Origin of the sequence: Salinivibrio kushneri, assembly GCF_005280275.1 — a bacterium.
Classification (GTDB): Bacteria; Pseudomonadota; Gammaproteobacteria; order Enterobacterales; family Vibrionaceae; genus Salinivibrio; species Salinivibrio kushneri.
In genome coordinates, this window is record NZ_CP040021.1 from 2,192,220 (window position 1) to 2,205,087 (window position 12,868).

Here is a 12,868-nt window from a genome sequence, read left to right on the forward strand (position 1 = left end):
ACGCGTTATGACTTTAGACTCTTATCATGTCGACAAAGAACTTAGCTGGCTTTCTTTTAATGAACGTGTCTTGCAAGAAGCTGCAGACAAAAGCGTCCCGATTATTGAGCGAGTCCGGTTTTTAGGCATTTTTTCATCCAACCTTGACGAATTTTATCAAGTACGGTTTGCCGACGTGAAACGGCGCATCATCATTGATGAGGAGCGGGGAGTAGAAAGTCATGCCAAAGAGTTGTTGAGCAAGATTCAAGCGAAAGTCGTCAAGCTGAACCAAGACTTTGATCATCTTTACAATGATATCTTGCTAGAAATGGCCCGCCGCCACATTTTTTTAGTCAACGAACGTCAACTCTCTGACCATCAAGCCCAGTGGCTAAGGCGTTATTTTAGAAGCAATATTTTGCCTTACATCACGCCAATCATGCTTAACAAAGACGTCGATGTTTTAAGCTTTTTGAAAGACGCCTATTCTTACCTCGCCGTTCAGCTGAAAAAAGAAGGGGAAGAGCCCAAGTATGCGCTGATAGAGATCCCCACTGATGAGCTAGAACGCTTTGTTAAAGTCCCTGAGCCAAAAGGAAAACGGCAGCGTAAAACCATCATTTTACTCGATAACATCATTCGTTTGTGTTTAGACCAAATTTTTAGTGGCTTTTTCGACTATGACACGGTCGAAGCGTACGCGATGAAAATGACCCGTGACGCAGAATACGATCTGACCAATGAAGTGGAGCACAGCCTGCTTGAGAATATGTCAGAAAGCTTGGATCAGCGTTTAACCGCCCTGCCCGTTCGGTTTGTTTATCAACGCGATATGCCGCCAGAAATGGTGAGCAAGTTGATTCAGGTATTAAAAATCTCCGACTACGACAGTGTCTTACCGGGTGCGCGTTATCACAACTTTCGCGATTTTATTGGCTTTCCGAATGTGGGGCGTAAATACCTGGAAAACCCGCCTCTGCCCCCATTCGAGTCAGCAGATTTTCAACTACAAAACAACGCATTTGAGGCCGTTCGCCAACGCGATATTCTCCTTTATTATCCCTACCATACCTTCCGGCATATGACCGAGCTGGTGCGCCAGGCCTCCTTTGACCCTAAGGTGCGCAGTATTCGTATCAATGTGTACCGCGTAGCGAAAAACTCCCGCATCATTAACTCAATGATTGATGCCGCCAACAATGGCAAGCGTGTCACCGTGGTCGTTGAACTCCAGGCGCGCTTTGACGAAGAGGCTAACATCGAGTGGTCACGGGTGCTCACGGATGCTGGTGTAAAAGTAGTGTTTGGCACCCCTGGGCTCAAAATTCACTCGAAACTGTGTTTGATTTCTCGTCGTGAAGACGGGGTGCTGCGCGATTATGGTCACATTGGCACAGGCAACTTTCATGAGAAAACAGCGCGTATTTATACCGATTTTGCCTTATTTACCGCGGATCAACAGCTGACATCAGAAATTCGTAAAGTCTTTGATTTTATTGAAAATCCCTACCGTCCTGTTAAGTTCAATCACTTAATTGTCTCGCCACGTAACTCGCGGCGGCGTATGTATAAATTGATTGAACGTGAAATTGAACATGCACAGGCCAAGCGTAAGGCTGGTATTACCCTCAAGGTCAACAACCTGGTCGACAAAGGATTGGTGAACCTGCTTTACAAAGCGAGCAATGAAGGGGTGAAAATCCGCATTATTGTGCGCGGCATGTGCTCGCTGGTGCCAGGGGTTAAAGGAGTCAGTCAAAATATCAAAGCGATCAGTATTGTCGACCGCTTCTTAGAGCACCCCCGCGTGTTTGCCTTTGAAAACGGCGGCGAACGTGATATGTATATTTCGTCTGCCGATTGGATGACCCGCAACATCGATAACCGCATTGAGGTTGGGGCACCCATTCGCGATCCCAGACTGAAAGATCGCATCATGGCGATCTTAGAAATTCAATTTTCCGATCGCGCGAAAGCCCGCGTTATCGATAAAGCCATGTCTAACGCCTACGTAAAACGCGGTAACAAAAAGAAGATCCGCTCGCAAACCGAGATCTATGATTACCTTAAACACGTGGAGCGCCAAGAACTCAAAAACGCGGAAAAGTTGCAACATGACACACCCCCAGTCAAAAAATAAGCCTCGCGAAATCGCAGCGGTTGATCTCGGCTCTAACAGTTTTCATATGGTCGTCGCGCGCGTCGTTGGCGAAGGACTGCAGATAGTGAGTCGTCATAAACAACGTGTGCGACTGGCCGCCGGGCTGGATGAACAACATCGCCTCAGTGATGAGGCGATCCGCCGTGGTGTCGAGTGCTTAGCCATGTTTGCTGAGCGGTTGAACGGCCTCGACATGGAAAATGTCCGTATCGCCGCTACCCACACCTTGCGCCAAGCGCGCAATGTCGACACCTTCATCGAACGGGCGAGACAGGTTTTACCCTACCCGATTGAAATCATTTCTGGGGAGGAAGAAGCGCGTCTTATTTATATGGGCGTCTCCCATACGCAGCAAAACGTTGGCCGAAAATTAGTGATTGATATTGGGGGCGGCAGTACAGAATTAGTGATCGGGGATAACTTTGAGCCCGCACTAGTTAACAGTAAACGGGTTGGCTGTGTCAGTTATAACGAGCGCTTTTTCCCCAAAGGCAACATTACGCCTAAGCAATTTGCCGCCGCACAGCTGGCTACCCAACAAAAGCTAGAAAGCTTAGCGTCTCAATACCGCCAAGCCAGCTGGCAAGTGGCACTCGGTGCGTCAGGCACCATCAAAGCGATTCGTGAAGTGATTATCGGCCTCGGTGATGAAGATGGGATTATCACCCGTAAGCGGTTAGATAACCTGATCGAAAAGCTGCTGAAATTTAAAAACAGCGACAGTATCGACTTGCCCGGCTTGTCGGCTGACCGCCAACCGGTTTTCGCCGCCGGCGTCGCGATTCTTTCTGGGATATTTGATGCGCTTGCCATCGAATCGATGCGCTTCTCTGATGGTGCACTACGTGAAGGGTTGCTCTATGAAATGGAAGACCGCTTTCAGCGTACCGATATCCGTGGTCGCACGACGGATGATATGGCAGCACGCTACAACATCGACCTGAGTCACGCCCGTCGCGTGCAACATACAGCGGCGTATTTTTATGCGCAAGCCGAGCCGGATAAAGGCAGCAAAAAAGCAGAGCTCGCCGGGCTTTTGAATTGGGCTGCGCTGCTGCACGAAGTGGGGTTAAGCATTGGTTATCCTGGCTACCACAAGCATTCTGCGTATATTTTGCGCAATACCAATTTACCTGGGTTTAACCAAGAGCAGCAAACCGTGCTTGCCACCCTCGCGCGCTTCCATCGTAAGGCACTAAAGCTCAACGAGATGCCTAAGTTTACCTTGTTTAAACCTAAGCTCATCGAGACGCTGATTTGCGCACTACGGTTAGCCTGTGTGTTGCATTCACAGCGTAACGACGAGGCCTTGCCAGAGATTGATCTCAGTGTCGACAAGAAAGGGGCATGGCAGCTCACCTTCCCGACAGGGTGGTTGCAAGAAAACCGCTTGCTCGCGGCGGATTTGGAAGCCGAAAAGCAATACTGGCAATCCGTAAACTGGACGCTGACTTTTAGTGACTAAGCGCGCGCCAAGCGTTCGCTTGCGCAACGCCGAGTCCCTCACAAGCCGATTATCTCGCAGCTAGTCTTTTAGCGATGCATCCAGCCCTAGTGCTTGTCTTTGCGCGCGCACCGCTTGAGCCGGCAAGGGAATATAGCCTTGCTGGCTCACCGCCTTCTGCCCTTGCGCCGACAAAATATAACGCATAAATGCCGATTCAAGGGGCGCCAGCGGCTGATTGGGGGCTTTATTGATGTACAAATATAAATAACGGGTAAGGGGGTACTCACCCGTTCGAATCGCTGAAGGGGTGGGCTTTATCGCCGCTTTTCCCTGGTGTGAAATCGCCAACATGCGCGCGCCAGAGGCCTGATGACCAATTCCTGCATACCCGATAGCATTCAGCGAAGAGGCCACCGACTGCACCACTGACGCCGAGCCAGGCTGCTCATTCACATCGGCACGAAAATCCCCACGGCACAACGCGGCTTGCTTAAAATAACCATAGGTACCGGATACCGAGTTGCGGCCGAATAATTGTAAATCTCGGTTGGCCCAACGGCCTGATAAGCCCAATTGCCCCCAGGTTGCCACCGGCTGACTCGCGCCACACCAAAGCGTGCGAGAAAATACCGCATCCAGCTGTTGAAAGCTGATGGCGCGTAAAGGGTTATCTTGGTGGACATAGACGGCCATCGCATCCACCGCAACGGGGACCGCGGTAGGAGGATAGCCAAAACGTGCTTGAAACGCATTTTCTTCACTGACCCGCATCGGACGACTCATGGGGCCAAGTTGGGCTGTCCCTTCCACCAGCGCGGGGGCGGCGGAGGCAGAGCCTGGCGTTTGTAGCTGTATATTCACTCCGGGATGCAACCGTTTGAACCCTTCCGTCCAAGCGGCCATCATATTGGCTAGGGTATCTGATCCCACTGAGCTCAAGTTACCGGATATACCACTGCTACGTTGATAATCAGGCAGGGTGTCAGCATGACTAAGGCTCGCCACACTCAATAGCAGGCAGGCTGTGGCCAAAAACCGCTTTAACATGCTAACCGCTCCGGTAAGGTAAAGGAGAACGTGCTCCCTACCCCGAGTTCACTTTGAATATCTAATTCCGCATCGTGATGACTGAGCGCATGTTTTACAATCGCCAGCCCTAAGCCACTGCCACCCGTTTCACGGGAGCGGGCTTTATCTACCCGATAAAAACGCTCGGTTAACCGATCCAGATGTTGCGGCGCGATACCCTCGCCACTGTCCTGTACTTCCAAGCGTGGGCCTTTGCTTGCGCGATACCAACGCACAGTGATCCCAGCTTTGGGCGGAGTATGCTTTACTGCGTTATAAACTAGGTTGGAAATCGCACTGCGTAATTGGTCGTCATTGCCTTTTACTTTAAGGCTGGTATCGACTTCAAACGTGAGTACATGCTCACTATCACCACTTAAAGCTTGGGCTTCTTTTTGTAGCACATCAAGCATGGCTGGCACATCGACAAGATGATCCAACTCAGGCTTGGCCGCTGCTTCAATTTTAGACAAGGTCAAAAGCTGTTCCACCAGTGACTCCATCCGGGACAATTGCTCGGTCATCACCCCATGTGCTTTGGGCCACATGGGACCGACGACCATCTCTGGATCTTCCGTCATTTCTAAGTAGCCACGTAACACCGTCATCGGCGTGCGTAGCTCATGTGAAACATTGGCGAAAAAGTTGCGGCGCATCCCTTCCAGTTGCTTCAACTGAGTGATATCACGCACCACCATCAAATACTCGCCTTCCGCATAGGGCATGGTCCGGAACTCAAGTGTGCGCGCGCTATTAAGGTGAGAGCGCATCTCAAGCGGCACATCGTAGTTGGCATCAGCTATATAGCTGACGAATTCAGGGGCGCGGATAAGATTACTGATATGCTGACCATTATCATCAGGCATACGCAAGCCAAGCAGCTCTTGGGCTAATTTGTTACACCAGACAATGGCACCGTCACGCTCAAACACCACCACCGCATCCGGTAAAGATTCCGCCCCGTTGCGAAAGCGACGAATCAGATTCGCCAGCTCCTTACGGCGACGACGATTACGCTTTTGTAAGCGATAAATCCCATTAAACAAAGGCTCCCAGGAGCCGGTGCCAGAGGGTGGCATCAGGCTTTTGTCTTTCCAAAGCCAATCGGACAGCTTGACCTGCTGATGCAGGTGCCAAAGCAGCATGGCAACGGTAGCGCCAAGCAATAGCCAAGGTAGGCCACCAAACAGCCAGCCTATAATAAACCAAGGTAAATAAAAAAAAGCCAGCTCCCAGGCTAGCTTCTTCCAAGACAGTCGTTCGACCATTGCGTCTCCATGCAGCCTACACCTGATGTAGGCCGGATTTAACTACGTGTTGAAAAGCGGTATCCAGCGCCGCGTACCGTTTGTACCAATTTAGCGTGCCCACCGGCTTCTAGCACTTTGCGCAAACGACGAATATGCACATCGACCGTTCTATCTTCAACATAGACATTGGTGCCCCACACGTTATTGAGTAGCTGCTCGCGGCTATATACACGCTCTTGATGGGTCATGAAAAAGTGCAACAGCTTAAACTCGGTCGGCCCCATGTCTAGCGGCTCATCATTGGCGGTCACTCGGTGCGAGACAGGGTCAAGTTTCAACCCTTGTACTTCAATAACATCATCCAAGGTTGTCGGCGATACACGGCGCATCACCGCTTTTAATCGCGCCACCAGCTCTTTCGGCGAGAAAGGTTTGGTGATGTAGTCATCTGCGCCTACTTCCAGGCCTCGCACTTTGTCTTCTTCCTCGCCCCGTGCGGTCAGCATCACCACAGGAATCTGTCGGGTCAACTCTTCCCGCTTTAAGTGCTTAATAAGATTGAGCCCCGATCCACCAGGTAACATCCAATCCATCAGGATCATTTCTGGGTAAGGCTCGCATATTTGCGCCAGTGCCGAATCGTAGTCTTCTGCCTCAACCGTTTGATAACCTTTTTGTTCAAGCACAAAACAAAGCATCTCGCGAATGGGGGCTTCGTCTTCAACAACGAGAATCCGTCTAACCATGATAATTACCTAGTGTTATCATTGAACTGGCGCCATTATGTGGATTTATTATGACATTTTTGTGACCCAGCGCGAGCTATTTTCCCCTTGTGTCGACAGGCTGTGACCTAGCCAACACCTTGCTCTGTCACCATGACTCTGCTTGCGCCACCACCTTGGCTATCTACGCGCACTTGCGCACCAATCCGTTCAACCAGCGTATTCACATGCGAAATCACCCCAATTTGTCGGCCATCCGCTTGCAGAGTGTCCAAGCAGGCGAGCGCCATTTCTAAGCTGTCAGGATCTAGGGTGCCGAAGCCCTCATCAATAAACAATGAGCCAAGCTGGCGGGTATCTGCCGCTAAAGAGGCCAGTGCTAGCGCCAGCGAGAGCGAGACTAAAAAGCTCTCTCCGCCAGACAGTGATTCGACACTGCGCACCTCATCACCCATATCATGATCGACCACTTGTAGCGCCAGCAAGCTATCCGGTACCGTTTGCAATGCATAACGTGGTGACAATGACGCCAAGTGCTCATTGGCAATCTCGACCAGCTGGGACAAGGTTAACGACTGCGCAAGATTACGGAATTTAGCGCCACTGGCAGAGCCTATCAGGTCGGCCAATTTCAACCATTGCTCGGTTTGCTGCCTCTGTCCCTCGATTTTTTCGGTCAGCGAGCCGGCTTGCTGTTTGGCTTTTTCCGACTCCGTCAATTGATGGCGGAGGGTGAAGAGCCGCTGCTCGTTTTCTTCAAGTGCTTGTTGCCAACTCGCTTGCTGCGCGCTAAGTGATGCCTCATCCTCCGAGAGTTGCTGCGTCGCTAGCCAAGCACTTGCATCAGCGATGGCCTGCTGACAATGACTAAGCTGTTGCTGACGCTCATCAAGGCGTGTTTTTGCTTCTTGATAACGCGCCTCAACGTCGCTGATAGCCTGTCGCTCATTGGCTCGCCATGCCTCACTGTAAGAAAGTGCGGTAATTAAATCATACTGATGAACACCAAGCTCCGGCTGCCATTGGATCCAACGTCTAACACTTGCGCGGTAGCGCTGGTCCGCCTCACGCTGCTGGGTATCGAGAGTTTGCTGGCGCGCCTGTACGCCCGCGCGCTTTTCACTGGCCTGCGTATACGCCTGCTCAGCGTGGTTACGTTGCGCCCGTTGCCCGTCGATGGCGGCTTTATATTCTCGCTCCAACGCCTCTAAATCTGATTGCGGGATCAGTGCTTGGCGCTCGACACTTTGTTGTTGATGCTCTTGCGCCAACACAACCAATTGCGCTTGCCGTGCTTGAATATCTTCCGACAAGCTCTGACACTGCTGCGAGAGCGTGGCCAGTTCGGTCTCTCTTTGTTGTTTGTGCTCAGCAAGCGCCGCTTTTTCATCTTGCAGCGCCTGGTAGGCCTGAATTTTTTGCTCCATCTGGCGGATATAATGCGCCGCCCCCACCTGTTGCAGGCTCGCCAGCCATTGCCCAGCACCTAACTGCTGATCCAACGATTGGCTGACGCGCGTGAGTTGCGCGTGTTGCTGTTGCCATTGCTCATCAATCGCGTTGAGTCGTGTCTCACACTCAGTCAGTGACTGATCAAGTTGATGACGTCGTGCCACTCGCTGCTCACGTGCATGTTGGAGTTCCGCGATGGCCGTATCCATTTGTTGCACGTGCGCAAGCTGTTGTTGGCGCTCCGTCATCGCTTGATAACAGGTTTGATACTCGGCATAGGTTTGTTGCGCCTGTGCGTCAATCTCGCCGAGGATGTCACTGAGTGGACGTGATAAGTCGATGGCTTCATCCAGCTCAGCGATCGCGGCAGACACCTCGCGTTCGCATTGCTGTCGCTCAGCCTGCCAAACAGCTCCCTGTTCTCTCAGCTCGGCGCACGCGTGCTGGCTTTGCTGGTGCTGTTTCTGCCAATAATAGTATTCGGCATTGTGCTGGTTATACGAGGCTTGTAAGGCGTCTACACGCGCCTGCTGCTGGGCGATCATGCCTTCAATCGCGGGGGCATGGTGTAGATAAGGATGTTCGGTGGCCCCACAGAGCGGACAAGGATCCCCTTCGTGTAAGGTTTGGCGAAGATCATCAAGCTCGACCACCGCCATCGCTTGTTGAAGGCTGTTTTGAGCCTCCTCCACCTGAGCCTGCTCACGGGTTAGTGTGTCTTTCAATTGGGCTAAATGGGCTTGGCTGTCCGCAAGCAATGCTTGGTGTTTTTCCAGCTCCGCTTGATTATGCTGACAGCGCTCTTGCCAATACTGCCAGTTTTTCCCCTCATTGAGCACCGCTTCTTGCTGCTGCTTTTGCGTGTGCAACTTGCTATACCGTGCCTGATCTGCGTCTTGATTTGCCTGCAGCGCCTCAGGCTCCAGCGCTTGTCGCTTGGCTTTCAGCTGCGCACTACTGTCATCCACTTGGGCAATGTCTTTGTCCAACTTGTCACGTTGCGGCTGCCAATGTTGCTGCTGATGATGACGGGCTTGATACTCTTCTTGCAGCGCCGAGAGAGTGTCTTGGCAATCGAGGTACTGGCGCAGGTTATCGAACACCGGCTGATAGTGCTCCGCCACATGCGAGAAGTCACCATATTGCGCGATTTCTTGTTCTAACGCCTTCTCGCGACGTTGCTGTTGCTCGGCTTGTTCGCGCGCATGGACGAGTGACTGGTGAGCATGACGATACTTTTGCTGCTGCTCATTCAACGCCACGTTTTGATCGTGCATTTGCCGCTCAATGCCGGACAATTGCGTATCGATTTGCTGCGCCTCACGCACTTTAGGCTCAATATCCGCCCAATATTGCTCGGCCTCAGCCAATGCTCGGTTGGCGGCGCGCCAGCGTTCGGCTTCTTGTTCATATGCTTGCGCAATCTCGCGCTCTTCGCGAGCGAGTTGATGGCTTTCGAGTGTGAGCGCTTGGCGTTGCCACTGGCTGGTTTGCACCGCTTGCCAGTCGTCGCGCGCCACTTGCACTCGCTCTATCTCATCCAACGCCTCTCGCCGCGCGGCAATGCCTTCTCGCGCTTCACTCGCTTCATCGAGCGCCTGCTGAGCCGTCTCGACACCCTGCTGCGCTTGGGCAAGGTGCGTGTGTTGTTGGCGGTAGTCGTTGAGTTTTCTCAGCTGAGTTTGTAAATCGTGAATGTGCTGCTGGCATTGCGCCTGCTCTTGGTGCAGTTGCTGTTCTTCATCATCCGTGAGTAACTGAATATCGCCCAACTGTTGGGTCAGTTGATCCAGTGCTTGCTTTTCATCGCGGGCCCGCTCGTGTGCCATTTGCGACAGTCGGCTATATATCTCAGTGCCTGTCATCCGTTCAAGCAAGGCCGCTCTATCATCAGCAGACGCTTTTAAGAAAGCGGCAAAATCCCCTTGCGGCAACATCACCGCACGGCGGAACTGTTCATAGCTCAGCCCCACTAAGCGCTCTATTTCACTGAGTACTTCCTGTTTTTTACCGGCAATACGTTGGCCTGTGGCGAGGTTCTCCAACCAATGCTCGCTCGCCTGTATGCGGCCATCCGCCTTGCCCCGCGCCCGGCGTACCGACCAGTGTGCGCGCCAACGACTGCCGTCATAGGCGACAAAATCAACCTCTGCGTACCCCTCGCCTTTACCACGCGATAAGATACTACGCACATCATTGGCTTTAACCCGAGTGGTCGGGTCGCCCAAGCCAATATCCGCATCATGTTTTTTATTGGACTGAAAGCGCGGGATCTTGTCGTAAAGCGCCAAGCAAATCGCATCCAAAAGCGTCGACTTTCCCGCGCCCGTCTTGCCTGTGATCGCAAATAAGCCACTGTCACCCAGTGGTCCTTGTGAAAAGTCCAATACAAACGGATGTTGAATGCTGGCCAAATTCTCGCCACGTAATGCCAGGATTTTCATCGTTTATTGATCCTCGTCCTGTTCCAGTTGCTCCAATAACTGAGAAAACGTTGCTGATAACGCCGTATCCGGTTCACCTTGATACTTTTGCTGCCAGCCATGACGCAGTACCTGATAAGGCTCAACCTCAGATAACCGTTGTTGCCGAAAGCCACTTGTTTGTGGTTGTTCTCGATAATGAGGGGTAATTTTGGCAAGCCGTACGGGTTTACTCTCTAGCGCGGCTAAGATCTTTTCTCTTAACATCGGCTGGGGTTTATCCAATAAAACAGGGACATCAAGCAAAGGCTGCTGCGACAGCGGTAAAGGCTCAAGCGTGAGCCCCGCCAAGGCGTCGAGTACCGTCTCCAGCGGTGCGGGCTGTTCCGGCACTCGCCATAAATCAACCGCACGCGGCACATAATGTGGCACCACACTTTGTAGCTGGTTGTCTTCAAGCGTCACGGCTAGTACTTGATGCCGATAGTGGCGCTCTGATAACGATAGCGGAATCGGTGAGCCGCAGTAACGGATCCGAGATTGTTTCGCCACTTGCTGGGCTAAGTGCAAATGCCCGAGTGCGACATAAGCAATATCCTCACTGAAAATATCTGCCGGCAACGCATGCTGATTCCCCCCCAGAATGCGTCGCTCTGACATCTCTGATAACTCGCCACTGGCCATATACACATGGCCCATTGCTATCAATGCCTGATCAGCGCGCGCATTCTCACGTCCCGCTTGCTCCGTTTGCTGATAAATAGCTCGCACTCCCTCAATAAGCCGATCGTCCTTTTCATCGAGCCCTTCTGTACGTAAATCACCACTTCGCAAAAAAGGCACTGCCAATACCCAAGCCGCGACCTCGCCTGACTTATCGGTAATTGGCACTCGCATACGTTCAGTATCTAAATCGCCATCTCCATCTCTCGCAATGGCACCAATTAAGTGTAAATCAAAGGCTTTAAGTAGCTCGTGTGGGGCGTCGAGTTTGCTAGGTGAGTCATGATTCCCGCCAGTGATCACTACATTTAAGTCTGGCAGTGCTTTGGCAATGTCAGCTAAAAATCGATACAGCATCCGCCAAGCACTGGCGGGTGGGTTAGCACTGTCAAACACATCTCCCGCCACCAATAAGGCATCGGCTTGCTCATCAATAAGACATTGCTTAAGCCAATCGAGAAAAGCTTGATGTTCATATTGGCGATCATAACCATGCAGCTGATGACCAAGGTGCCAATCGGAGGTATGAATGATTTTTAACACAACTGAGGTAATCCATTCGTTGAGGAAGTTGGGCAAGTTTGTCTCGCTGAAGTCGCGAGCAGGGTTAAATTCTACGCTAATTGCAGCGACATTCGAGAGTGAATGCAATACCATGTTGCCTTTCTCACAACAGGATGGATAAAGCCTCGCCATGATTTGGTTTAAGAATTTACTCGTCTATCGTCTTACCCGTGATATTCCTCTCGATCCAACCCAATTGGAAAGCCAGCTCAAGGAGTTCGACTTTACCCCTTGTGGCAGCCAGGACATGCAAAAATTTGGTTGGGACAATGCGCTGGGTAAGCACGGCGATATGCTTACGCATGTCAGCGGTAACAATATCCTGATCCGCGCTCGCAAAGAAGAAAAGTTGCTTCCCGCGTCGGTGATCAAAGACGCTTTGGAAGAGAAAGTCGACGCCATGGAGCAAGCTCAAGGGCAACGCCTGAAAAAGCGCGAGAAAGACAGCCTAAAAGACGATGTGGTCATGGAGCTCTTGCCACGTGCCTTCACGCGCCAAAGCCAGATGTGTGCCTTGATCATGGCCGATAAAGGCCTAGTATTAGTTGATGCAGCCAGCATCAAAAAAGGCGAAGAGTTGCTCGCGCTATTACGAAAATCCATCGGCAGCTTACCCGTCGTGCCGGTTGAAACCGAGACCCCAGCAGAGCACGCGATGACCGAATGGGTGAAGCAAGGCCAAGCGCCGCAAGGCTTTCACCTCGGTGATGAGGCAGAACTGAAAGCGCTACTCGAAGAAGGTGGGGTGATAAAATGCAAACAGCAAGATCTCACCAGTGACGAAATTCAGGCGCACTTGGAGGCAGACAAACAAGTCACCAAGTTATCCATGGACTGGCAAGAGCAAATCGACTTCGTATTAGGCGATGATTTGAGCCTGAAGCGCCTGAAATTTTCTGAAGAGATCCGCGATCAAAACGCTGACATCGACCGAGAAGATGTTGCCGCCCGCCTTGATGCTGACTTATCGCTGATGTGCGGCGAGCTCGACACGTTATTAGAAGGCTTATTCACGGCTTTAGGCGGTTTAAAAACCGACTAACTAATCCCTACAAAGATTAGGTAAATTCGGC

Annotated in this window: 8 protein-coding genes; 3 read left to right on the plus strand and 5 right to left on the minus strand. The window is 51.7% G+C overall.

Annotated features, from left to right (window positions below; genetic code table 11):
- Positions 1 to 7: 7 nt before the first annotated feature.
- Positions 8 to 2,122: a polyphosphate kinase 1 gene (gene ppk1, locus FCN78_RS10250; RefSeq protein ID WP_069363273.1), complete on the plus strand. Its 2,115-nt coding sequence runs from the start codon at positions 8 to 10 to the stop codon at positions 2,120 to 2,122.
- Complete coding sequence (ppx, locus tag FCN78_RS10255) at positions 2,097 to 3,608, plus strand: exopolyphosphatase (RefSeq protein ID WP_077608116.1); 1,512 nt, start codon at positions 2,097 to 2,099, stop codon at positions 3,606 to 3,608. Before ppk1 ends, ppx begins: the two co-directional genes overlap by 26 nt.
- Positions 3,609 to 3,668: 60 nt before the next feature.
- Here the strand turns inward: ppx and FCN78_RS10260 are convergent, their stop codons facing one another.
- The 5 genes from FCN78_RS10260 to FCN78_RS10280 all read right to left on the minus strand — a co-directional run bounded on the left by FCN78_RS10260 (position 3,669) and on the right by FCN78_RS10280 (position 11,888).
- Positions 3,669 to 4,637 carry a PstS family phosphate ABC transporter substrate-binding protein gene (locus FCN78_RS10260; RefSeq protein ID WP_069363275.1) on the minus strand — a complete coding sequence of 323 codons (969 nt, stop codon included), beginning with the start codon at positions 4,635 to 4,637 and terminating at the stop codon, positions 3,669 to 3,671.
- Positions 4,631 to 5,926: a phosphate regulon sensor histidine kinase PhoR gene (phoR, locus tag FCN78_RS10265; RefSeq protein WP_069363276.1), complete on the minus strand. Its 1,296-nt coding sequence runs from the start codon at positions 5,924 to 5,926 to the stop codon at positions 4,631 to 4,633. Before phoR ends, FCN78_RS10260 begins: the two co-directional genes overlap by 7 nt.
- Before the next feature lie 38 nt (positions 5,927 to 5,964).
- On the minus strand, positions 5,965 to 6,654 hold the full coding sequence (phoB, locus tag FCN78_RS10270) for a phosphate regulon transcriptional regulator PhoB (protein ID WP_069363277.1): 690 nt from the start codon (positions 6,652 to 6,654) through the stop codon (positions 5,965 to 5,967).
- Between the two features lie 107 nt (positions 6,655 to 6,761).
- Positions 6,762 to 10,529, minus strand: a complete 3,768-nt coding sequence (locus tag FCN78_RS10275; protein WP_077659376.1) for an AAA family ATPase — start codon at positions 10,527 to 10,529, stop codon at positions 6,762 to 6,764.
- A gap of 3 nt (positions 10,530 to 10,532) precedes the next feature.
- Complete coding sequence (locus FCN78_RS10280; RefSeq protein ID WP_077659377.1) at positions 10,533 to 11,888, minus strand: exonuclease SbcCD subunit D C-terminal domain-containing protein; 1,356 nt, start codon at positions 11,886 to 11,888, stop codon at positions 10,533 to 10,535.
- Positions 11,889 to 11,928: 40 nt separating this feature from the next.
- Here FCN78_RS10280 and rdgC point away from each other — a divergent pair, with 40 nt between their 5' ends.
- Positions 11,929 to 12,837, plus strand: coding sequence for a recombination-associated protein RdgC (rdgC, locus tag FCN78_RS10285; protein WP_198534764.1), 909 nt, complete (start codon positions 11,929 to 11,931; stop codon positions 12,835 to 12,837).
- The last annotated feature ends 31 nt before the right edge of the window (positions 12,838 to 12,868 follow it).